The organism is Blattabacterium cuenoti, assembly GCF_014252275.1.
Classification (GTDB): domain Bacteria; phylum Bacteroidota; class Bacteroidia; order Flavobacteriales; family Blattabacteriaceae; genus Blattabacterium; species Blattabacterium cuenoti_O.
On sequence record NZ_CP059214.1, the window covers coordinates 450,718 to 474,033 of the forward strand.

Annotated in this window: 21 protein-coding genes; 17 read left to right on the forward strand and 4 right to left on the reverse strand. The window is 24.9% G+C overall.

Annotated features, from left to right (window positions below; translation table 11 throughout):
• The first annotated feature begins 13 nt into the window (after window positions 1-13).
• The 7 genes from H0H42_RS02200 to H0H42_RS02230 all read left to right on the forward strand — a co-directional run bounded on the left by H0H42_RS02200 (window position 14) and on the right by H0H42_RS02230 (window position 5,461).
• On the forward strand, window positions 14-1,045 hold the full coding sequence (locus tag H0H42_RS02200; protein ID WP_185868424.1) for a cation diffusion facilitator family transporter: 1,032 nt from the start codon (window positions 14-16) through the stop codon (window positions 1,043-1,045).
• Window position 1,046: 1 nt separating this feature from the next.
• Window positions 1,047-1,700 (forward strand): DUF4290 domain-containing protein, encoded by a 654-nt coding sequence (locus tag H0H42_RS02205; protein ID WP_185868425.1) that lies wholly within the window; start codon window positions 1,047-1,049, stop codon window positions 1,698-1,700.
• Window positions 1,630-2,940, forward strand: coding sequence for a UDP-N-acetylglucosamine 1-carboxyvinyltransferase (gene murA / locus H0H42_RS02210; RefSeq protein ID WP_185868769.1), 1,311 nt, complete (start codon window positions 1,630-1,632; stop codon window positions 2,938-2,940). The genes H0H42_RS02205 and murA overlap by 71 nt, the downstream gene beginning before the upstream one ends.
• Before the next feature lie 184 nt (window positions 2,941-3,124).
• Window positions 3,125-3,607, forward strand: coding sequence for a transcription elongation factor GreA (gene greA, locus H0H42_RS02215; protein WP_185868426.1), 483 nt, complete (start codon window positions 3,125-3,127; stop codon window positions 3,605-3,607).
• On the forward strand, window positions 3,600-4,004 hold the full coding sequence (locus tag H0H42_RS02220; RefSeq protein ID WP_185868427.1) for an HIT family protein: 405 nt from the start codon (window positions 3,600-3,602) through the stop codon (window positions 4,002-4,004). Before greA ends, H0H42_RS02220 begins: the two co-directional genes overlap by 8 nt.
• A 62-nt stretch (window positions 4,005-4,066) precedes the next feature.
• Complete coding sequence (locus H0H42_RS02225; protein ID WP_185868428.1) at window positions 4,067-4,870, forward strand: alpha/beta fold hydrolase; 804 nt, start codon at window positions 4,067-4,069, stop codon at window positions 4,868-4,870.
• Window positions 4,871-4,888: 18 nt separating this feature from the next.
• Window positions 4,889-5,461, forward strand: a complete 573-nt coding sequence (locus H0H42_RS02230; RefSeq protein ID WP_185868429.1) for a 5-formyltetrahydrofolate cyclo-ligase — start codon at window positions 4,889-4,891, stop codon at window positions 5,459-5,461.
• On the opposite strand, the gene rseP is transcribed toward H0H42_RS02230, so the two are convergent.
• Window positions 5,451-6,734, reverse strand: coding sequence for an RIP metalloprotease RseP (gene rseP / locus H0H42_RS02235; protein ID WP_394798834.1), 1,284 nt, complete (start codon window positions 6,732-6,734; stop codon window positions 5,451-5,453). The genes H0H42_RS02230 and rseP overlap by 11 nt on opposite strands.
• A gap of 175 nt (window positions 6,735-6,909) precedes the next feature.
• On the opposite strand from rseP, the gene H0H42_RS02240 reads away from it, so the two are divergent.
• Window positions 6,910-7,122, forward strand: coding sequence for a FeoA family protein (locus H0H42_RS02240; protein WP_394798845.1), 213 nt, complete (start codon window positions 6,910-6,912; stop codon window positions 7,120-7,122).
• Window positions 7,107-9,215, forward strand: a complete 2,109-nt coding sequence (gene feoB, locus H0H42_RS02245; RefSeq protein WP_185868431.1) for a ferrous iron transport protein B — start codon at window positions 7,107-7,109, stop codon at window positions 9,213-9,215. The genes H0H42_RS02240 and feoB overlap by 16 nt, the downstream gene beginning before the upstream one ends.
• A 109-nt stretch (window positions 9,216-9,324) precedes the next feature.
• Here feoB and H0H42_RS02250 read toward each other — a convergent pair whose 3' ends face one another.
• The gene (locus H0H42_RS02250) at window positions 9,325-10,299 is read right to left on the reverse strand and encodes a D-alanine--D-alanine ligase (protein ID WP_185868432.1); all 975 of its coding nucleotides are present in this window, start codon (window positions 10,297-10,299) and stop codon (window positions 9,325-9,327) included.
• 14 nt (window positions 10,300-10,313) lie between these two features.
• On the opposite strand from H0H42_RS02250, the gene H0H42_RS02255 reads away from it, so the two are divergent.
• Window positions 10,314-10,913 carry a PASTA domain-containing protein gene (locus tag H0H42_RS02255; RefSeq protein ID WP_185868433.1) on the forward strand — a complete coding sequence of 200 codons (600 nt, stop codon included), beginning with the start codon at window positions 10,314-10,316 and terminating at the stop codon, window positions 10,911-10,913.
• A 39-nt stretch (window positions 10,914-10,952) separates the two neighbouring features.
• A complete protein-coding gene (locus H0H42_RS02260) occupies window positions 10,953-11,957 on the forward strand; it encodes an RluA family pseudouridine synthase (RefSeq protein WP_185868434.1) in 1,005 nt (334 codons plus the stop codon).
• On the opposite strand, the gene mgtE is transcribed toward H0H42_RS02260, so the two are convergent.
• Entirely contained in the window at window positions 11,949-13,322 is a 1,374-nt protein-coding gene (gene mgtE, locus H0H42_RS02265) for a magnesium transporter (protein ID WP_185868771.1), read from the reverse strand. The genes H0H42_RS02260 and mgtE overlap by 9 nt on opposite strands.
• Window positions 13,323-13,395: 73 nt before the next feature.
• On the opposite strand from mgtE, the gene H0H42_RS02270 reads away from it, so the two are divergent.
• The 6 genes from H0H42_RS02270 to rpoN all read left to right on the forward strand — a co-directional run bounded on the left by H0H42_RS02270 (window position 13,396) and on the right by rpoN (window position 21,934).
• A complete protein-coding gene (locus H0H42_RS02270; RefSeq protein WP_223843679.1) occupies window positions 13,396-16,188 on the forward strand; it encodes a class I tRNA ligase family protein in 2,793 nt (930 codons plus the stop codon).
• Between the two features lie 77 nt (window positions 16,189-16,265).
• Window positions 16,266-17,696 carry a Glu/Leu/Phe/Val family dehydrogenase gene (locus H0H42_RS02275; RefSeq protein ID WP_185868435.1) on the forward strand — a complete coding sequence of 477 codons (1,431 nt, stop codon included), beginning with the start codon at window positions 16,266-16,268 and terminating at the stop codon, window positions 17,694-17,696.
• Between the two features lie 53 nt (window positions 17,697-17,749).
• Window positions 17,750-18,481 carry a UMP kinase gene (gene pyrH, locus H0H42_RS02280; protein ID WP_185868436.1) on the forward strand — a complete coding sequence of 244 codons (732 nt, stop codon included), beginning with the start codon at window positions 17,750-17,752 and terminating at the stop codon, window positions 18,479-18,481.
• On the forward strand, window positions 18,478-19,032 hold the full coding sequence (locus H0H42_RS02285; RefSeq protein WP_185868437.1) for a ribosome-recycling factor: 555 nt from the start codon (window positions 18,478-18,480) through the stop codon (window positions 19,030-19,032). The genes pyrH and H0H42_RS02285 overlap by 4 nt, the downstream gene beginning before the upstream one ends.
• Window positions 19,033-19,037: 5 nt before the next feature.
• Window positions 19,038-20,450, forward strand: coding sequence for an asparagine--tRNA ligase (asnS, locus tag H0H42_RS02290; protein WP_185868438.1), 1,413 nt, complete (start codon window positions 19,038-19,040; stop codon window positions 20,448-20,450).
• 5 nt (window positions 20,451-20,455) lie between these two features.
• The gene (rpoN, locus tag H0H42_RS02295) at window positions 20,456-21,934 is read left to right on the forward strand and encodes an RNA polymerase factor sigma-54 (RefSeq protein WP_185868439.1); all 1,479 of its coding nucleotides are present in this window, start codon (window positions 20,456-20,458) and stop codon (window positions 21,932-21,934) included.
• On the opposite strand, the gene H0H42_RS02300 is transcribed toward rpoN, so the two are convergent.
• Window positions 21,929-23,314 carry an aldehyde dehydrogenase family protein gene (locus H0H42_RS02300; protein WP_223843680.1) on the reverse strand — a complete coding sequence of 462 codons (1,386 nt, stop codon included), beginning with the start codon at window positions 23,312-23,314 and terminating at the stop codon, window positions 21,929-21,931. The two genes, rpoN and H0H42_RS02300, sit on opposite strands and share 6 nt — an antisense overlap.
• Window positions 23,315-23,316: the final 2 nt, after the last annotated feature.

The following is a 23,316-nucleotide window of genomic DNA, read 5'->3' on the forward strand; positions in this document are numbered from 1 at the left end:
CTATAGATTGCCCATGAATCATTCCAAAAAAATACAATCAAATTTTTTTTTACAAAAAGTTATTCTTTTTGTATCCATTTTTTTTTTCTTTGTAAAATGGATTGCATGGAAACTAACTTATTCACTATCTATTTTTAGTGACGCTATGGAAAGTTTAATTAATGTTATTAGTGGATCTATCGGATTATTCTGTCTTTATATTTCTTCTTTACCAAAAGATCAAAATCATCCTTATGGACACGGAAAAATAGAATTTATTTCTACAGCGATAGAGGGAGTTATGATTTTTATAGCAGGAATTATAATTTTTTCTAATACATTTACAAAATGGAAAGGATCTATGAATTATAGAGTTTTCTATTCTAAATTAGATCACGGAGTTGTTTTAATGTTAATAACCGCTATCATCAATTATTCTTTAGGATATTGGGCTTGTAAATTAGGTAAAAAAAATAATAATATTATTCTTGTTGCTAGTGGAAAACATCTTCAAATAGACACTTATTCTACTATTATTATTATTATAGGTTTAATCATACTAAATAAAACAAAACATGTATGGATCGATCCATTATTATCCTTAATATTTTCTTCTATCATTTTATACACTGGATTTAAACTCATAAGAAATGCAACGGCTGGAATTATGGATGAATCAGATAAAGAATTATTAAACAAACTATCTCTTTATCTGAATCAAAAAAGAAATGTTTATTGGATTGATCTACATCATTTAAAAATGATTAAATATGGAAGTGCATTACATATTGATTGTCATTTAACTGTTCCTTGGTATTTTAATATTAAAGAAGCTAATAGAGAAGTAGAAAATTTGATACAATTAACTAAAAATAAATTTGGATCAAAAGTAGAATTTTCCGTTCATGTAGATGCATGTAAAAATCATCATTGTACATTTTGTTTTCATGATTCTTGTAAAATGAGAAAAAATTTTTTTCATAAAAAAATTTTATGGACATTGAATGTCGTATCATATAAAAACAATGAAACTAAGAAACTATCACATATAAAAAACACAGAATAATATGGAATACAATACTAATCGTTTGAAATTAATTATCCCAGAATATGGGAGAAATATTCATAAAATGATATCTTACGCCATAAAAATAAAAGATCGTGATAAAAGAAATCGTTGTGCACTGGGAATTATCAAATTAATGACAGATTTTGTTTTAAATCATAGACTAAGAAAATCTATTCCTTTTTTTCAACAAAAACTTTGGAATCAATTAATGATTATGTCTCAACATAAATTAGATATTGATCTTCCTTTTCCTAAAAAGGAGTCAGAAAAATTTAAATCTTTTGAAAAAAAAATTACATATCCCGAATCACTAAATAATTTTCGACATTATGGAAAAATCATAAGAAATATGATTCATGTGGCTATTCAATGTAAAGATAGAAAAAAAAAAGAAGGATTGTTTTATGCAATAGCTAATACAATGAAAAAAAATTATTTAAGATGGAATAAAAGTCTAGTCGAAGATGATACTATTTTTAATGATTTAAAAAAACTTTCTAAGGGGAAAATATGTTTAAAATATAACGGAAAAAAGCCTTATCCATTATTACAATACTCAAAAATTAAAAAATATAGAAATGATGGGGATATTCAAAATCAAAGGAGGGATTCCTTTAAAAGGGGTCATTTTTCCTCAAGGAGCAAAAAATGAATCATTACAAATATTATGTGCTACACTATTAACTTCAGAAGAAGTAAGAATTAAGAATATTCCACAAATAGGAGATGTTAAATGTATTATTCAAATTTTGAAACATTTAGGAGTTATCATAAAAAAAAATGGAATTAAAGATTATACTTTTCATGCAAAAAATATAGAAATAGAATCTCTTAATGAAAAGCCATTTCAAAAAAAAATTCAATCTATAAGAGGATCTATTATGCTTGCTGGACCTCTTCTTACAAGGTTAGGAGCAGTATGTATTCCTACTCCTGGAGGAGATCGAATAGGTAGAAGACGTTTAGATGCTCATTTAAACGGATTACAATTATTGGGATGTAACATCCATTACAATAATAAACATAAATGTTTTTATTTATATTCGAAAAAAAGATTAAGTGGAACATATATTTTAATGGAAGAAGCTTCCATCACGGGTACAGCAAATGTAATTATGGCATCGACTCTTGCGAAAGGAAAAACAATTATTTATAATGCTGCATGTGAACCTTATATACAACAGTTATGTAAAATGTTGAATAAAATGGGTGCAAAAATAAAAGGAATAGGGTCGAATTTATTAGAAATTATTGGGGTTAAAAACTTAAATGGATGCGTCCATACTATATTACCCGATATGGTAGAAATAGGAAGTTGGATTGGTTTATCGGCTGTTACTTGTTCTGAAATACGAATAAAAAATGTTAGTTGGAAAAACTTAGGAATCATTCCATGTACATTTCAAAAAATGGGAATAAAAATAATTAAAGAAAAAGATGATATTTTTATTCCATTGCAAGAATCTTATAAAATTTCTAGATCATTTAATAATACTATATTAACCATCTCAGATGCTCCATGGCCTGGATTTACACCAGATTTATTAAGTGTACTCATTGTTGTTGCAACACAAGCAGAAGGAAGTGTATTAATTCATCAAAAAATGTTTGAAAGTCGTTTATTTTTTGTAGATAAATTAATTGAAATGGGTTCTCAAATTATATTATGTGACCCTCATAGGGCTACTGTTATTGGATTAAATCATAAGTCTTTTTTACAAGGATCTATTTTAAACTCTCCAGATATTAGAGCAGGAATTTCTCTTCTTATTGCAGCTCTTTCTGCAAAAGGTACAAGTATTATAAAAAATATCGAACAAATCGATAGAGGTTACGAAAATATAGATGAACGATTACGATCGATAGGTGCAAATATTGTAAGAATAGAATAAATGATCAATGAAATGAATCAATTAACAATGATTTGTATTATTGTATGATTCTTCAATAAAATTAAAGAATATAAAAATTTGTAATTTTATGTATATGAAATAAATCCATTTTTAAAAAAGTTTCATGGATGAATAAAATTCATTTTCTTTTTTTTTCAAAAAAATGAAATATAACTCGAAAATCATGAAAAAATTTGAATATATAACAGAGAAAGGATTGAAAAAACTACAGAAAGAAATAGAAAGACTTGAAAATATAGAACGTCCTAAAATATCCATGCAAATAGCAGAAGCCAGAGATAAAGGAGATTTATCAGAAAATGCAGAATATGATGCCATCAAAGAAGCACAAGGATTATTGGAAATGAATATAGCAAAATTAAAAAAAAAATTACAAATCGCACGTGTAATAGATGAAACAAAAATAAAAAAGAATAGAGTTTCTATTCTATCCACAGTAAGAATAAAAAATTTAACTTATGGAGGAGAACAAATATATACTTTAGTACCTGAAGGGGAGGCAGATTTACAGTCTGGAAAAATATCCATTAATACTCCTATATCTTCTGGATTACTAGGGAAACAGGTGGGAGAAACTGCAAGAATTAAATTACCAAATAATATGGTTCTTGATTATGAGATTTTAGAAATTGCGTTTAATGAATAAAAATATATTTCAAAAAATTATTGAAAATGAAACTTTTTCCTACAAAATAGTAGAAAATGAAGATCATTTAGCTTTTTTAGATATTTATCCGATAAAAATTGGACATACCTTGGTTATAACGAAAAGACATAATAGAGATAAAATCTTTTCCCTTTCAGAGAAAGATTTTATCTCTATTATGTCTTTTTCTAGGAAAGTTGCAATAGGAATGGAAAAAACTATCCCTTGCAAACGAATAGGTTTATTTATTATGGGATTTGAAATTCCTCATATTCATATTCATCTAATTCCTATGGATCATGAAAATGATGCAAATTTTTTAAAAAAAAGAATCAATATTTCTCAAAAAAAACTAGAGTTTTTATCAAAAGAAATAAAAAAGAATATCAATTTATAAATTGATAGAATCAATATATTATTTTTAAAATCAAGATTCTTTAGATAAAGAATTTTATTATAATGTTTATCAATAATATTTATATAAAGAAAAATTTTTCGCTTAATCACAACAAAAACGTTCCAGTTCTTATTTTTTTACATGGATTTATGGGAAGTTCATTCTTATGGAATGGAATTTGTCAATCTCTTCAAAAAGAATACAAAATTATTTCCATAGATCTACCAGGACATGGAAAAAGTATTTACAAAATAAAAAAAGAAGTTATTTCCATGGAGTGGATGGCAGATGTATTGAAAAATATTATAGAAGCTTTATTTATAAAAAAAGCAATATTCATTGGGCATTCTATGGGTGGATATATTTCTTTAGCATTTGCAGAAAAATATCCAGAAATTTTATTAGGTTTATGTTTACTTCATTCCACTGCAAAAAAAGATTCATTTAAAAAAATGAAACAACGTGTTCAATCAATACGTATGGTAAAATCCAATTATTATTCATTTATAAATCAAATAGTACCTAAATGGTTTAACCAAAAAACAATTTTTTTCCTTAAAAAGGAAATTTCCTTAACGAAAAAAATTGCTTATTCTACAAATCAACATAGTGTTATTTCTTTTTTAAAAGGAATGATTATTAGAAATGATCGAGAATTTTTATTAAAAAAAAAGTTATTTCCTAAATTATATATTTTTGGGATCTATGATTCTATTTTAGAGGAAAAAGAAATTGATGAAGAAACAAAAAATGGATATCGAACATATGTAGAAAAAATATATACGGGACATATGGGACATGTAGAAAAACCTGAGGTTATAAAAAACATACTGAGTTCATTTATCAATCAATGTATAAGTGGATAATAAAAATAAAATTTTGATATGAATGAAAAAGAAATAATCAGAAAAAAATTTTTAGAAAAAAGAAAATTACTAAACAAGATATATATTAAAAAAATGAGTTATAAGATCTCTCTTCGTATGAATAGAATTATTCCTTATAACAAAAAACATTATAATATTTTTTTACCTATAAAAAATAATAATGAATTCAATACATTTTTTATTATAGACTTTCTTCTGAAGAAAAAAAAATGCATTACTGTTCCTTATTCTAATTTTAGAAATTTTTCGATAAAGAATTGTATATATAATAAAAAAACAATTTTAAAAAAAAATCCATTTGGGATAATGGAACCAGTTTATAAAAAAATCATTCCAAATCATCTAATTGAAGTTATTTTTATACCATTAATTATATTTGATATTAATGGATATCGTATAGGATATGGAAAAGGTTTCTATGATAGAATGATCCCTTTATGTAAAAAAAACCTATTGAAAATAGGTATGAGCTTTTTTCATCCCATAAAAAGTATTGGATCTATTCATAAACATGATATTTATTTAGATATAGGAGTTACTCCTGATTCCATTTTTTTCTTTAAGAAATAAAAAACACTTTAAAAACATCCCAAACAACAACCAATATCATTAGTATACTGACTATGAAAAAACCAACAATAGTACTACGTTCCAAAATTTTTTCACTTAATTTTTTTCCCATAAATATTTCCATGATTATAAACAATATATATCCTCCATCTAATGATGGAATAGGAAAAATATTAATAAAAGATAACCAAATAGATAAAGTAGCTGTCAAATTCCAAAAAATTTCCCAATTCCACACAGATGGAAACTCTTTAGCCATGGATAAAAAACTTCCTACTTGTTTATAAGCTCCAGTTTCCGTATGAAATATATTTTTAAAAAGATGAATTTGATTTTTTAAAACGGAACAAGTTCTCATATATCCATATTGAATACTTTTAAATAGAGAATAATCCATTTTTTCAAAACAAAAAATATTACTTAAATCCATCCCATTTTGAATCCTCATACCTAAAAGTTGATTTATATTTACATATATATGTTTTTGTATAAATGTTCCATTTCTATTAATAGAAAAGATCCATTTTTTGTTATTTTCTTTAAATATCATATTTTTTATTTGATCAAAAAATAAGATATGATCATTATCCATTGATAATATTTCATCATTAACTTGAAATCCACATTTTTCTGCTATTTTATATTTTTCAATATGATAAATAATCGATGGAATTCTAGGTTGAAAAGTAAACGTTTTATTTTTTTTTCGATTAAAAATAAGTTTTTTTGTTTTATTATTTATCGATAAATTTATTACATTTCCCATTCGATTGATCAAAATTTTTTTTCCAAGTAATAAGGATTTAGGAAGTTCACTAAAATAGTGTACATTTTCTCCATTGATCGATAAAACTTTATCCCCATTCATAAATCCAATTTTTTTACCTAATGAACCAACTTCAACACCATATTGAATATTTTTGATTGGTAGATTAACTTCTCCATAATAAAAAAATAAGAAAGAAAAAATTGTAATAGATAGTAAGGCATTTGCAATAATTCCTCCAGAAATAATGAAAAGTCTTTGAAATGATGATTTTGAATTAAAACTGTATTTGTTTTTCTTTTCCAAAGAAGTTTTTGATTGATGGTTGAGTCCATTTATTTTTACATATCCTCCTAAAGGAATCCATCCAATTCCATAAGTAGTATTTCCTATTCTTTTTTTAAATAAAGAAAACCATGGATTAAAAAACAAAAAAAATTTTTCAACGTGAACGTTAAAAAATTTTGCGAAAAAAAAATGACCTAATTCATGAATCACAATTAACATAGAAATACTGATTAATAATTGTATTAATTTTATAAAAAAAAATGTCATTTTAATAGTTTAAATAAAAAAGATAAATTTAATTTTTTATTTTACTATTGAAAATTTATTATTTATATGAAAGAAAAAAAAAAAAATATATAGGTTATCTGATCTGAATAAAGGAGATGTTGGAATTATTCATGGGTATAAAAATGAAGATGTACCAATAAAATTAATAGAGTTAGGAGTGTTACCAGGAATCAAAATTGAAGTATTATTCGTTTCTATTTTTCATGATCCATTATGTATAAAATGTGAAAAATCCTATTTAATTTTTAGAAGAAAAGAAGCAAAAAATATTTTAATAAAACCTATTATTAAAAATAAAAAATTATGCAAGGAAGATTGATAAAATTAGCCCTTTTAGGAAATCCTAATGTAGGAAAAACTTCTTTGTTTAATAAACTTACAGGACTTAATCAAAAAATAGGGAATTACTTAGGAGTTACAGTAGAAAAAAAAATAGGATTTTTTTGTGATCAAAAAATAAGCTATCAAATAATAGACTTACCAGGAATTTATAGTATATATCCTTCATCTGAAAATGAAGAAATCATTAGTACATTCTTATTGAATCAAAAGATAAAGGATCATCCAGATTATATTCTTTTTGTTGTTGATGCTTCTAACATAAAAAAAAGTCTCCTTTTATTTAGACAAGTACAAGATCTTGGTTTTTCCATGTTCATTGTTATAAATATGTTAGATGAAGCTAAAAAAAAGGGAATATATATTAACATAAAAAAATTAGAAATAATTGTTAATACAAAAATTACTCTTATAAATGCTAGAAATGGAGATGGAATCCAAGAAATGAAGAATCAATTAAAAATTCTAATTCAAAAAAAAATTCGATCATTACGAATAAAATCTTTATCCTTTTCTATAAAAAAACAATATTTTCATGCTATTCAAGAAGTCAAAAATCATTTTCATATAAAGAATCCTTATGAAGCTTGGTATCATTTAGCATGTGACAAAAAATTTGTCAAACAAAATCCTTTGTTAAAGGAGATTCGAAAAAAGTATAAAATTATTTCAAAAAGATTACAAGTCAAAGAAATATTAGATAGATATGAAGAAATTGGAAATATATATTCTAAAACTGTTTCTGAATTTATTTCTGAAAAAACGAAAAATCGTTTAGAATTTTTAAAAAAATTAGATAAATCACTAATTCTACATCCTTTTCTAGGATATATAGTATTTTTCTTTTTATTATTTTTTGTTTTTCAATTGATATTTTTTTGGTCAGAATTTCCTGTAAGGTTTATTAAATTTTTTTTTTCTTACATACAACAAAATGTAGAAAATATTTATACGGGTCCATTAAGTAATTTTTTTTTACAAGGATTTTTGCCAGGAATCAATACTATTATTAGTTTTATTCCACAAATTTTTATTTTATTGTTTTTCCTTCTTCTTATGGAAGAAAGTGGATATATAAGTCGAGTTATATTTTTAATGGATAAAATTATGCGTCCATTTGGTTTAAATGGAAAAAGTATTGTTCCTCTTATTTCCGCTATTTCTTGTTCTATTCCTGCAATTATTTCATCGAGACATATAGAAAATTACCGAGATCGTTTAATTACTATCCTTGTAACTCCTTTTATGACTTGTTCAGCAAAGTTACCAATTTATACTATTATCATATCTTTAATCATACCAAACATCAAATGGGGATTTTTTCAATTGAGAGGGATCATATTAATGATGATGTATATTTTAGGTGTAATTACATCTCTTTGTGTTGCTATGATATTTCATAAATATTTAAAAAAAAGTTATGATAGTCATTTAATTATGGAAATTCCTACTTATAAAATTCCTGTATTAAAAAATATTTTCATTAGTTTATGGTTACATATTAAATCTTTTATTTTAAATACGGGAAAGATTATTTTATTAATTAATGTATTGATTTGGGTATTAGGAACTTTTGGTCCTTCTGAAAATAATTTTTTTAAGAAAAATCATTCTTTTTTATATCCTATAAATATAGAAGAAAGAAAATTAGAAAATTCTTATTTAGGACTGTTTGGAAAAAAAATAGAACCTATCATTTCTCCTTTAGGATATGATTGGAAGATTGGAATAGGATTATTATCTTCTTTCGTAGCAAGAGAGGTTTTTGTAAGTACTATGAATTCCCTTTATAAAATAGAAGGACCAAAAAATATCAATAAAAATGAAATGCATAAAAATATTTATAATAATAAGTTTGTTTGCAACGTTCCTACAGGAGTTTCTTTATTATTTTTTTATGCATTTTCTATGCAATGTATGAGTACTGTATCAATCATGAGAAAAGAAACAAAGTCTTGGAAATGGCCAATTACACAATTTGTTTTAATGACATTACTAGCATATGTATTTTCTTTTATAAGTTATCAAATACTCATAAAATTCATGGATCATCATGGGAATATATCATTATAGGATTTTTATTTTTTTTTGCAATAGGGTGCTTTATAAGAAAAATATTTTATTTTTTCTCATCACCCTATTGCAAAAAAAAATGTCGTTGTAAATTATAAAATATATTATGTTATTTATTCATTGAATAATTGATAAAATCAGAAAAAAAATCAGATAAAGATATATTTGCTACTTTTAATTGTTTTGGAAAAATACTTTCGATAGATAATCCTGGAATTGTATTGATTTCTAAAAAATATGGCTTATCATGACAAATGATAAATTCCGATCTAGAAATTCCGGAAAGATTAAGGATTTTATATATTTTTTTGACCATTCTTTTCACACGATTAGTAACTTTAACAGATAAATTTGCTGGAGTAACCTCTTGTGATTTTCCAGAATATTTTGATTCAAAATCAAAAAAATCGTTTTGACTAATTATTTCAGTTATAGGTAATACAGTAATTTCATTTCCAAATGAAAAAACTCCTACGGAAATTTCTTTTCCTTGAAGAAAGGATTCAATAATAATTTCTTCATCATATTGGAAGGCATCTTTTATAGAATTATGTAGATCTTCTTGTTTATAAACTTTACTTACTCCTATACTCGAACCTGATTTGCTGGGTTTTACAAAACAAGGAAGACCAACACGTTTCAATATTTTTTCTTCAGAAAAAAATTGATCTTTATTAAGAAACATCGATTTTGCAATGTTAATTCCAAAACATTTCAATAGTGATAAACAATATTTCTTATTAAAAGTTAAATTAGAATATTGTTGATTACAACCTGTATATGGAATATTCAACAAATCAAAATACGAAGGTAATATTCCATCTTCCCCAGGAGTTCCATGAATCGTATTAAAAATACAATCAAATGTTAAAATTTCTTCATTTAATTTTACAGAAAAATCATGTTTATTAATTATGTATTCTCTATTTTGATCATCTTTCATAAACCATTTATCTTTGAAGATATATACACGATATGGCATGAAATGTTTTCTACACAAATTTTCATATACAATGTTTCCACTTTTCAAGGAAATGCTGGACTCTTTAGAGTATCCTCCCATAATAACTGCAATTTTTTTCATGATATTTTATTTTTATGAAAAGATATATTTTAATTTTTATGACTCATCTATTAATATCCTTTTTTTTTATTTATAAAATAACTCAATACTCTCTAAAATGGATGAATACATACACTCAACATGACTCATGCATAATAATGCCCAATTTATGTCGTTATACTTTGCCACAATCTATTTCGATATTAAAACGTCTTCATTTGAAATATCATATTTATCGACTAGAATATTATCATCCTTTTTATAAAAGAAATCAAATTATTTCATTTTCACCAAAAGCAGGAAATTACATAAAAAAAGGAAGATGTATATATCTTATTGTAAATTCTAATGTATTAAACTATAATCGTAAATATTATGAATTACTAAAGAATAATTTAGAATTAAGAAATGATATGTCAGATAAAAGATTTCATACAATATTACCTCCTAACATTTCTTGGAATGGAGAAGAACCTTCTCTTTTGGAAAAATCAAAAGAGAATTTAATCGATGATCCATTAACCTGTGATTCGACCAATCATAAATGTAAAAAAAAATCCATTTTAAAAAAAAATAAAAATATCGGTAAATCCAATGAAAAAAATAGTAATAAAATTATGGATAATAAAAAATAATCTATAATAAATTTTGTATACAAAGAAAATCTAATCCATATGAGAATTATTACGGATAAAAATCAACATTCTATACGTATAGATAAATTTTTAATGAACAAACTACAAAACATCAGTCGAAATCAGATACAAAAATTTTTAAAGTATGGAAATATTTATGTCAATAATCAAATAATTAAAAAAAATTACAAAATAAAACCGTTTGATTCTATCGAATGCAAATTTTTTTCTTCTATAAAAAATGTGTTAGAACTAGAACAAAAAAATCTCCATGAGAAAATAATGAATAATATGAATATTATTTTTTATGAGGATAAAGATATTATTATTGTAAATAAACCATCTAACATGGTAGTTCACCCTGGATGTGGAAACGAAAAAAATACGCTGATACATTATATGATACAACACCATCCTTATTTATCTAGATTAGATCGATTCGGATTAATTCACCGATTAGATAAAAATACTACTGGATTATTGGTTTTTGCTAAAAATATAGATACTCAAAAATTTTTGAAAAAACAATTTCAATTAAAAATCATTAGAAGAAAATATATTGCATTAGTATGGGGGGATTTGAAAAATGAAAAAGGACATATAAAAGGATTTATTGGAAGAAATCCAAAAAATAGAAAAAAAATGATGGTATTTCCAGATAATAAAGAAATGAAAAAAAATAAAAAGTATTCTGTTACACATTATAAAGTTTTAGAAAGATTCAAAGATTTATATTTAACATGTGTTTCTTGTGAATTAGAAACAGGAAGAACTCATCAAATAAGAGCACATTTTAAACACTTAGGAAATCCTATCTTTGGTGATGAAGATTATGGAGGTAGAAAAATTTTTATGAAAAAAAGATATAAAAAAAAATACATTAAATTTTTTGATGATTGTTTGAATCTATTAAAAAGACAAGCATTACATGCAATTTCTCTTCATTTAATCCATCCAAAATATGGAAAATGTTTTTTTTCTTGTCCTATTCCAAATGATTTTGATTATGTTATTCAACAATGTCAACAATTTTTATTACAATAAAGTTCCATGCAAAAGAGTATAAGATATTGAAAAATATATAATTAACCCTATTACATCAACAATAGTTGCAACAAAAGGAGCAGATGAAGTAGCTGGATCTCCCTTAAATTTTTTAATAATAAAAGGCAACATTGATCCACTCAATGTTCCCCATAAAACTATACCAATAAGAGAAAAAAAAACAGAAATTCCAACAAGAATCCAATGTGGCCCATAATTAAATAATTTTGCATTATGCCAAACAACAACACGTAAAAATCCTGTTAATCCTAAAATACTTCCTAAGAAAAATCCACAAACAATTTCTCTTTTCATTACGATCCACCAATCTTTTATTTTTACTTCTCCTAAAGCCATAGCTTGAATAATTAAACTAGATGCTTGAGATCCACTATTTCCTCCACTTGATACTACTAAAGGAATAAATAAAGCAAGAACAACCGCTCTTTCTATTACACTTGAAAAGTTTTGCATGACTGTTGTTGTAAACATTTCTCCTATAAAAAGAAGTATTAACCAGCCTGCTCTTTTCTTTATCAAACTATATAATGGAATATTCATGTAAGATTGATTTAAAACTTCCACTCCTCCTATTTTTTGAAAATCTTCCCTATAATTTTCGTTTAATACCCAAAGTATATCATCTACAGTAACTATTCCAAGTAAATAATTGTAATGATCTACAACAGGTAATGAAACACGATTGTTCATGGAAAATATTTTGGTTGCCTCTTCTTCTGTATCAGTAACCTTTAGTGAAACAGTAGATTTTTTTTTCATGATATAAGAGACTTTTGTTTTTGGATCAACCAATAAAAATTCTTTAATTTTAATATCGTCTATTAGTTTTCCTTTTTCATCTATGACATAAATAATCTCTATAAAATCACTGTTTTTTACTTCTTTTCGTATATGATCTAATACATCTTGGACTTTCCAAGTTTTTTTTACTGCAAGATAGTAGGGAATCATCAATCGACCAACACTATTTTCTGGATAACCCAAAGATACCAACGTTTTTTTTTTTTCTTCTGGATTCAAATATTTAATTAAATCTTTGAGGAAATGATTGGGAAGATTTTCTAAAAAAGAAACACGATCATCTACAGATAGATTATTCAATAATTCCATTTTCTTAATCAAAGGTAATTGATCTATAACTTTTTTTTTAATAGTAAGATCTAATATTCTAAATATAGAAATAGATTTATAAAGATTTAATAATCTAAATATTTTTCCAACAAGAATAGGATTTTTATGAATTATTTTAATTAATTCATCGATATTTTTGTTATTTAAAAATTTTTCATTTAAAAAATCATTTTTATTCTCATTAAACTTTTTTTTTTTTTTTAAAAAAATTATTTTTAATCATTTATCTCCTTGTTCTAATTAAGAAAATATTAAAATTACATAATAAAATTTATTGTAATTTTTTATGAAATATGTAAAAAAAATGGATACAGAATATAATTTTAGAAAAATAGAAAAATATTGGCAAATATATTGGGAAAAACATCATGTATTTCTAGGAGAAGAAAACAATAAAAAAAAATATTATATACTGAATATGTTCCCATATCCATCAGGATATGGACTACATGTAGGACATTGTTTAGGGTATATATCTTCGGATATATATGCAAGATATAAAAGAATAAAAGGATATAATGTATTACATCCTATTGGATTTGATTCTTTTGGTTTACCTGCAGAACAATATGCTATTCAAACAGGAAAGCATCCATTAGATACAATTAAAGAGAATGAAAAAAAATATACTAATCAAATCAAAAAAATTGGGATATCGTTTAATTGGAATAGAAAAATAAGCACTAGTTCTCCTCAATATTATCGTTGGACTCAATGGATGTTTATTCAAATTTTCCATTCTTGGTATGATAAAAATTACGAATCTGCTAAACCAATACATTTACTTATTCAAGAATTTAATCAACATGGAAATGTGTTAGTTAATGCTATAACTTCATATCAAGAAAAATTTAGTAGTACTACTTGGAAAAAATTCAATGTTCAAGAAAAAGAAAATATATTGCAGAATTATCGATTAGCTTATTTATGTCAAAATATTGTAAACTGGTGTCCTTATCTTGGTACTGTTTTAGCAAATGAAGAAATAAAAAATGGAAGAAGCATAAGAGGAGGATATCCAGTTTATAAAAAAAATATGCTTCAATGGCATATAAGAATTAGTGCTTATGCAGAACGATTATTAAAAGGGTTAGATAATATTAAATGTTCTGATTCTTTAAAAAAAATTCAAATTCATTGGATAGGAAAGAAACATTGTTTTTCTATTTTTTTCAAAGTACGTCTTCATGAAAGTGAAGAAAAAATCATTGAATGTCTTCTTTTTGAACCTGAAAAAATATTCGGTATTACCTTTATCATTTTATCTCCATATCATCCTTTTTCAAAAAGGATAAGCACATCCCATAAAGATAAAAAAAATGTATCAAAATATCTTTTAACCCATTTTCTCATAAAAAATAATTTTTCAAAAAGTATATCTGGAGTTTTTACAGGAAACCATGTTATACATCCATTTACTAAAAAAAAAATTCCTATTTATATTAGTAATTTTTTTCCTTTAGATCATAGAACAAAATCCATGATAGGCATTCCAGGACATGAAAAAAGAAGTTACCAATTTGCAAAAAAATTTGGATTAAAATCCGTTAAAGTAGTGAAATTTTGCATAAAAGAAAATAAAAACATATGTATAAGATCTCATTTTTTAAATGGACTTTCCTTGAATCAAGCGAAAAAAAAAGTCGTAAAAATTTTACGAGAATCTCTTATTCCAAAAAAAAGTTATAAAATTCATGATGCTATTTTTTCTAGACAAAGATATTGGGGAGAACCTATTCCAATTTATTTCGAAAATAACATCCCTAAAACTATTCCTGTTGATTATTTACCATTACTTCTTCCAAAAAAGAATCATTTTAATCATGAAAAATTACTAAAGAAATGGGCTTGGGATAAAAAGAAAAAAAGAGTAGTTGAAACCCATTTAATTGATCATCAAACAATCTTTCCTATAGAAACTAGTACTATGCCTAGTTGGGCAGGTTCAAGTTGGTATTTTTTGCGGTATATGGATGTTGAAAACAATAACTTTTTTATAGACAAAAAAAAAGAAATGTATTGGAAAAATATTGATTTATATATTGGAGGATCAGAACATAGTACTGGACATTTAATTTATTCTCGATTTTGGCACAAATTTTTAAAAGATAGAGGTTGGGTACAAACAGAAGAACCATTTAAAAAAATATTAAATCAAGGAATGATTTTAAGTTATTCTTTTACTATATTGAAAGTGATTGGAAAAAATATATTTGTATCTTATAATCTTAAAAATCGAAAAAAAACATTTTTCTTATTTCAAGAACTTTATATCAGTCATACTTGTATAAAAGAGAAAGATAAGTTAGATATAAATCAATTTAAATATCATTATCCCGAATTTTACAATCCGATATTTATTCTCAAAAATGGAGAATTTTTTTGCAAAAGACAATTAGAAAAAATGTCTAAATCAAAATACAATGTAATTAATCCTGAATTAATTTGCGAACAATATGGAGCGGATACATTTCGTATGTATGCAATGTTTTTAGGTCCAATCGTTCAGTCTAAACCTTGGAGTTTACAAAAAATCATTGGAATAAAAAATTTCTTAAGAAAATTATGGAATTTATTTCATAAAAATGGAATTTTTCAAGTAAATGAAGAAAATCCAACTAATGAAGAATTTAAAATTTTACATACTTTAATCAAAAAAATTGAAAAAAAAATACAATTATTTTCCTTTAATACATGTATCAGTCATTTTATGATTATGGTAAATCAATTAATTTTTTTAAAATGCAATAAAAGAAAGATCCTAGAACCCCTGATTCAATTAATTTCTCCTTTTGCTCCTCATATATCTGAAGAATTATGGATGAAATTGGGGAAAAAAAAATCTATTATTTATTTTCCTATACCTTCTCTTCAAGAACAATACCTTTTAAATGATAAACAAATAACATATAAAATTATGATAAACGGAAAATTCAAATTTTTGGAAAAATTTGATAAAAAACTTAGTATGAAACAAATAGAAAAAAACATCCTAAATCATAAAAAAATAAAAAATACAGAAAAAAGAATAAAAAAATTAGTAATCATCCCAAAAAAAATAATTAATATTTTATATTGATAACAATTTATTCATAATACAGGATGCTTTCTGTATCATGTCTAAATTTTTTTAGAAATGTGTAAAAACTTTTTTTTATGTCAAAAAAAAACCAAAATAAAATTAATTCATATAGTTTTTTTAATTGTATAGAAAAAAATTTTGATAAGGCATCCCGATATCTCTCCATTGAACAAGGACTTTTAAACCAAATTAAATCGTGTAATTCCGTTTATAGAATTCACTTTCCTGTGAAAATAGGAAAAAACATTGAAGTTATTGAGGCCTATAGAGTTCAACATTCTCATCACAAACTTCCTTGTAAAGGAGGAATACGATACAGTACTAAAGTTAATCAAGATGAAATTATGACTTTATCCGCTTTAATGACCTATAAATGTGCAATAGTTGATGTTCCTTTTGGAGGAGCTAAGGGGGGGATTAAAATAGATCCTCAAAAAATGTCGGAAGAAAATATAGAAACGATTACACGTCGTTATACTTTAGAATTAATTAAAAAAAATTTTATTGGTCCAGGAATTGATGTCCCTGCCCCTGATTATGGAACTGGAGAGAAAGAGATGAGTTGGATTTTTGATACCTTCTCATCGATTCGTCCAGGAGATATAGATGCATTAGCTTGTGTTACTGGAAAACCTGTCTCTCAAGGAGGGGTAAGAGGAAGAAAAGAGGCTACAGGACTAGGTGTTTTTTATGGAATCCGAGAATTATGTCAAATGAAGGAAGATATGGCATATGTCGGTCTTAATACAGGATTAATAGGGAAAAAAATTATTATACAAGGATTAGGGAATGTAGGATATCATGCTGCTTCATTTTTTCATCAGTATGGAGGAATTATCGTTGCTTTAGCAGAAAGAGAAGGTGCGATTTACAATAAAAAGGGGTTGGATGTTCATGAAGTAATTTTACACTTAAAAAATACAGGTTCTATATTAAATTTTCCAGGATCAAAAAATATAAAAAATACAGAAAATGCATTGGAATTGGAATGTGACATTTTAATTCCAGCAGCTTTAGAAAACGTGATACATAAAAGAAATGCTCATCGTATTCAAGCGAAAATTATAGGAGAAGCAGCAAATGGGCCAATAACTCCCGAAGCAGATGAAATTTTAGAAAAAAAAGGTATTATTATTGTTCCAGATATTTATTTAAATGCAGGTGGTGTAACTGTTTCTTATTTTGAATGGTTAAAAAATCTCAGTCATGTACGTCACGGACGTATGGAAAAACGATTTAGTGAAAATATGAACGCAGAATTATTGCAAGTAATTGAAACAACGTGTAATAAAAAAATTTCTAATGAAGAGAAAAAAATCATTCTAAGAGGTGCAAGAGAAATTGATTTAGTTCGAAGTGGATTGGAAGACACAATGATTAGTGGATTTCACAAAATAAGAGATTTGAAAAAATCATTAAAAATTGATAATTTACGTACCGCAGCATTTTTGTTTGCTATTAATAAAATCGTTGATTCTTATGAAAAATTAGGAATTTTTCCATAAAATTTATTTATAAAAATTTTTAAAAACTTTATTTTTGAAGAAACATCTATTTCATGAAATACAAAAGATTATTATTGAAATTAAGTGGAGAAGCTCTTATGGGAAACGGAAAATACGTTTTTCATTCAAATCGTTTACAACAATATGCTGAAGAAGTAAAAAAAGTTGTAGATATGGGAGGAGAAGTCGCAATAGTAATAGGAGGAGGAAATATATTTAGAGGATTTCTTCCTAAAATATCATCAGGAAATATTCATCGTATAGATGGAGATTACATGGGTATGCTGGCAACTGTTATTAATGGGATTGCTTTTCAATCGCATTTAGAAAATGTAGGAATTAGTACTTATATGCAAACAGCAATTAGAATGGATCAAATTGCGGAACCATGTCGAAAAAATATCGCAATTCAAAAACTCGAAAAAGGAAACGTTGTAATATTTGTTGCAGGATTAGGGCATCCGTATTTTACTACAGATACTGCAGCTGTTTTACGTGCTATAGAAATCAAAGCTGATGTATTATTAAAAGGAACTAAAGTAGATGGAATCTACACAAAAGATCCAAAAAAAAATAAAGATGCTAAAAAACTAAAATATCTTTCATTTGAAATGGTTTGTAAAATGGGAATTCGAGTCATGGATCAAACAGCATTTATCCTAGGAAGCGAAAATAATTTACCAATTGTTATCTTTGATATTAATAAGAAAGAAAATTTTAAAAATTTAGTTTCTGGAAAAGAAATTGGTACACTGGTATCCAGAAATAAAAGGAAAAATGTATGAGTAATTTAAATAAAATTTTTTCTTCTTGTAAAAAAGATATGGAAAAAATTTTTGATCAACTAAAGTCAGAAATTTATTGTATACGATTAGGAAGTAAATCAGTTTCTTCTTTATTAGGAGAAATGAACGTAAAATATAATAATACATCTTCCTTATTGTTGGAAGTATCAAACATTCATGTTCTAGATCATAGAAATATTTCAATTCGACCTTGGGATCGTAATATTCTTCCTTATATAGAAAAATCTATTATAAATGCAAATTTAGGGTTTACTCCTACTCATAAAGGAAATACGATTCATATTCATCTTCCAGTTATAACGGAAGAAAGAAGAAGATTTTTCATAAAAAAAATTAAATCTCAAACAGAACATGCAAAAATTCTTATAAGAGAAACAAGAAAAAAAAATAAAAAAAATATCAAAAAAATAAAAGTATCTGAAGATATATCGAAAAATGGAGAAAAATATATACAAAAAATAACCATTGAATACATAGATAAAATAAATGATTTTTTTTCGAAAAAAGAGAAAGAAATATTGAAAATATAAAAAAAATGATTCAAAAGTATTCAATTAAAGAATTGTTGAAGAAAGGGATTTTTTTTTTAAATCAAAAAGTATTAGTTGAAGGATGGATTCGTTCTATGCGTTATTCTATTTTTTTATCATTAAATGATGGATCAACAATAAATCATTTACAAATTGTTTTATCAAAATATTTCAAAAAAGAATTCTTAAAAAAAATTACTATTGGAACTTCTATCAGAGTAATAGGAATTATCAAAAAAAGTATAGGAAAAAAACAATGTATAGAATTACATTCTACAGATATTAAAATATATCAATCGGTTCCTACTCAAATCATGCAAAAATCTATTTTACAACCAAAAAAACATAGTATAGAAAAAATACGAGAACAATCTCATTTACGTTTTCAAACAAATATATTTGGTTGTATTATGAGAATAAGAAATAATATGTCTTTTTCTATACATAAATATTTTTATGAAAAAAATTTTTTTTATATAAATACTCCAATTATTACTACTTCAGATTGTGAGGGAGCTGGAAAAATGTTCCAAGTTACATCCATGGATCTCAATCAAAATGATATTGATTATACAAAGGATTTTTTTAAATGTAAAACTTATCTTAGCGTATCTGGTCAATTAGAAGCTGAAGTGGCAGCTTTAGGATTAGGAAAAGTTTATACTTTTGGACCTGTGTTTCGTGCAGAAAATTCAAATACATCAAGACACTTATCTGAATTCTGGATGGTTGAACCAGAAATGGCATTTTTTCACTTAGAAGAAAATATTCATTTAGCGGAAGACTTAATAAAATTTACCATTCAATATATCCTTGATCATTGCATGGATGATTTATCGTTTTTAAATGAAAATATAAAAAAATGGAATATGGAAGGAGAAATTTCTCTTTTAGAAAAACTAAAATATATACTAAAATATCCATTTAAAAAAATTAGTTATACAGAGGTTATAAATATTCTAAATCAAGAAAAAGAAAAAAAAAATATAACATTTACTCATACAATTTTTTGGGGAATGGATTTACAATCTGAACATGAACAATATTTAGTAAATATATATTTTAAAAAAAGACCTTTAATCATTTATAATTATCCTTTTTGTATTAAATCATTTTATATGCGCGTTAATGATGATGGGAAAACAGTGAAATCAATGGATATATTACTTCCAGGGATAGGAGAAATTATAGGGGGATCTCAACGAGAAGAACGTTATGAAGTTTTATTAACAAATATCAAAAACAAAAGTTTAGATAAAAAATTACTCTGGTGGTATTTAGATACACGTCGTTTTGGATCTGTTCCTCATAGTGGATTTGGACTAGGTTTTGACCGATTTGTTCAATTTATGACAGGAATGAAAAATATTCGTGATGTCATTCCATTTCCAAGAACGCCAAAAAATGCATCATTTTAATAAATATGCTTAAACAACAACTCATACAGAAAGGACAACATAAACTTTCTCCTCAACAAATAAAATTGATGAAACTGATTCAATTATCTACTTTAGATTTTGAAAAAAAAGTTCGACAAGAGTTAGAAGAAAATCCTGCTTTAGAATTAGAATCATCTTATGAAGAAGAAATAAATAATGAAAATTATGATCTTATATCTAATGAAGAAAATAATACAACAAACAATAATAATCATGATGATATCGATGATTATTATAATTTAAACGATGATGATAATGGTATAGAAGATTTTCATGAAAAACAAAAAAATGTTTATGAAAACATTAATAGGAATAATATACCTATTGTTTCTAATATTTCTTTTCATGATTTTTTAAAACATCAATTACATACTTTCCGTTCATTAAATAATGAAGATTTATTCATAGCAGATTTTATATTAGGAAATATAGATAATAATGGGTATATAAGAAGAAAAATAAAATATATATCTGACGATATTTTCTTAAGATATGGAAAATTAATTAAAGAAGAAAAAATAGAACAATTACTTGTAAAGTATATCCAAAAATTGGATCCAATTGGGGTCGGATCAAGGAATTTACAGGAATGTTTGTTTATTCAATTAGAAGGAAAAAAAATAAAAAAATCTACTCTTTTAGCAAAAGAAATTATTAAAAATTATTTTGAATTTTTTACTAAAAAAAATTATAAAAAATTACAAAATAAATTAAAAATTTCAAAAAAAGAGTTAAAAGATGCTATTTATCAAATAAAAAAATTAAATCCAAAACCAGGAAAGATTTATTCTGAAAATTATAAAAATATAACCCATATCATTCCAGATTTCACAATTTGTATTGTAAACGAAAAGTTAGAATTATCATTAAATCATAGAAATATTCCGGAAATAAAAATTTCTTCTATTTATTTAGATATGTTAAAGTCTTACAAAAAATCATACTCTAAAAAAAGAGGAAATAATGAAAATACTTTTCTCTTTATAAAGAATAAAGTAAACTCAGCTAAATGGTTTGTTGATGCTATAAAAAAACGTCAAAATACATTATTAATAACTATGAACGCTATTATGGAATATCAAAAAGAATATTTTTTAACAGGAGATAAAACTAAAATAAAACCTATGATTTTAAAAAATATATCCCAAAAAATTGGAATAGGAATATCTACAGTTTCACGTGTTGCTAATAGTAAATACGTAAACACTCCATATGGAACATTTTTAATAAAAAGTTTTTTTTCCGAAAAAATGAAAAATAAAAAAGGAGAAGAAATTTCTTCTATAAAAATAAAAAAAATATTAAGAGATTCTATTTCTAAGGAAAATAAAAAAAATCCCCTTACTGATGAAAAATTATCTCAAATATTAAAGAAAAAAGGATACATTATTGCTCGTAGAACAATAACTAAATATCGAGAACAAATGAATATTCCTGTTTCAAGAATGCGTAAAATTTTATAATTGTTTGACGAAAAAAGTTTTACAATTAGCAAATTCTTTAATGGATAATAAGGATAATTCTCTTCCATATCCAGATTTCTTCACTCCTCCAAAAGGATACATAGGATTCGATTGTACAATGTCATTGATAAAGATCATTCCTGTCTGTATTTCTTTGGATATGATTTCTGCTTTTTTTAAATCTTCTGTCCAAATAGATGCACCAAGTCCATATAACGTATTATTTACAATATCAGGAATTTCATTTTCGTTAGAAAACGACATGATAATTCCTATTGGACCAAAAATTTCCTCTTGAGATATGAAAGAATTATTTTTTTCTATTTTTAATAATGATGGAGAAAAAAAATTCCCTTCTCGATTAGATGATAAACATATTTTTCCATTACTAGATAAAATTTTTAAATATTGTTTATATAATCTATCCGATAAATCAATACGTGATATATATCCTATTTTTGTTGAAGAATCAAATAAATCTCCTTTATGAAATTTTTTCATTTCTTGAACAACTAAATCAATAAAGTTATCAAGGATTAATTCATCTACTATAAATCTTTTTGCGGAAATACATGTTTGTCCAGTATTATTTAATCTTGATTGTACTGCGTATTTAGCAACTTTCTGAAGATCTCTTACATCCTTCATTACAACAAAAGCATCATTTCCTCCTAATTCTAAAATTGATTTTTTAATGTGTTTTCCAGATAAAGATCCAATTATACTACCAATTTTATAACTTCCTGTAAACGTTACTCCTTGTATAATATCATGAGATATAACAGATTCAGTTTGATCAATATCTATTAATAAAATTTGAAAAATTCCTTTTGGAAAACCAGATCTTAAAAAGATTTTTTCCAATAAAAATGAACAACCTGAAGTATTCGTAGAAGGTTTAATAAGGATAACATTTCCCAGCATTATGTTCGGAATTGAAGATCGTATTGTTTGCCAAATAGGAAAATTCCAAGGCATAAATCCTATGATAGGACCTATAGATGAATATTCAACATAACATTTACCATGGAATTTTTTCTCATTTATGTAATGAAAGAATATAGAATCATTGATATGATTAGCATAATAATTACAAAGTTCAATACTTTTTTTTATTTCTAAACGAGATTGTGAAATAGGTTTTCCCATTTCTATAGTGATCAAACGTGCAATATGATCCATTTTTTTTTTCATATGAAAAGAAAGTTCTTTAAGATAAAAAATCCTTTCTTTTATAGAAATATTTTTCCATATTTTATATGCTTGATTAGATATATATAATTTTCTTTCAATATTTTTTTCATTGAGAAAAAAATATTTATTTAAAATACGGTTATCAACCGGATTAATAGTTTGAACTATATTATTATTTTTTGTCACAA

Excerpts from the sequence above, each read along its gene's own strand:
- H0H42_RS02200 (WP_185868424.1), top strand. The coding sequence starts at position 14 with ATGAATCATTCCAAAAAAATACAATCAAATTTTTTTTTACAAAAAGTT.
- H0H42_RS02205 (WP_185868425.1), top strand. The coding sequence starts at position 1,047 with ATGGAATACAATACTAATCGTTTGAAATTAATTATCCCAGAATATGGG.
- murA (WP_185868769.1), top strand. The coding sequence starts at position 1,630 with ATGGGGATATTCAAAATCAAAGGAGGGATTCCTTTAAAAGGGGTCATT.
- greA (WP_185868426.1), top strand. The coding sequence starts at position 3,125 with ATGAAAAAATTTGAATATATAACAGAGAAAGGATTGAAAAAACTACAG.
- H0H42_RS02220 (WP_185868427.1), top strand. The coding sequence starts at position 3,600 with ATGAATAAAAATATATTTCAAAAAATTATTGAAAATGAAACTTTTTCC.
- H0H42_RS02225 (WP_185868428.1), top strand. The coding sequence starts at position 4,067 with ATGTTTATCAATAATATTTATATAAAGAAAAATTTTTCGCTTAATCAC.
- H0H42_RS02230 (WP_185868429.1), top strand. The coding sequence starts at position 4,889 with ATGAATGAAAAAGAAATAATCAGAAAAAAATTTTTAGAAAAAAGAAAA.
- rseP (WP_394798834.1), bottom strand. The coding sequence starts at position 6,734 with ATGTTAATTGTGATTCATGAATTAGGTCATTTTTTTTTCGCAAAATTT.
- feoB (WP_185868431.1), top strand. The coding sequence starts at position 7,107 with ATGCAAGGAAGATTGATAAAATTAGCCCTTTTAGGAAATCCTAATGTA.
- H0H42_RS02250 (WP_185868432.1), bottom strand. The coding sequence starts at position 10,299 with ATGAAAAAAATTGCAGTTATTATGGGAGGATACTCTAAAGAGTCCAGC.
- H0H42_RS02255 (WP_185868433.1), top strand. The coding sequence starts at position 10,314 with ATGAAAAGATATATTTTAATTTTTATGACTCATCTATTAATATCCTTT.
- H0H42_RS02260 (WP_185868434.1), top strand. The coding sequence starts at position 10,953 with ATGAGAATTATTACGGATAAAAATCAACATTCTATACGTATAGATAAA.
- H0H42_RS02270 (WP_223843679.1), top strand. The coding sequence starts at position 13,396 with ATGAAATATGTAAAAAAAATGGATACAGAATATAATTTTAGAAAAATA.
- H0H42_RS02275 (WP_185868435.1), top strand. The coding sequence starts at position 16,266 with ATGTCAAAAAAAAACCAAAATAAAATTAATTCATATAGTTTTTTTAAT.
- pyrH (WP_185868436.1), top strand. The coding sequence starts at position 17,750 with ATGAAATACAAAAGATTATTATTGAAATTAAGTGGAGAAGCTCTTATG.
- H0H42_RS02285 (WP_185868437.1), top strand. The coding sequence starts at position 18,478 with ATGAGTAATTTAAATAAAATTTTTTCTTCTTGTAAAAAAGATATGGAA.
- asnS (WP_185868438.1), top strand. The coding sequence starts at position 19,038 with ATGATTCAAAAGTATTCAATTAAAGAATTGTTGAAGAAAGGGATTTTT.
- rpoN (WP_185868439.1), top strand. The coding sequence starts at position 20,456 with ATGCTTAAACAACAACTCATACAGAAAGGACAACATAAACTTTCTCCT.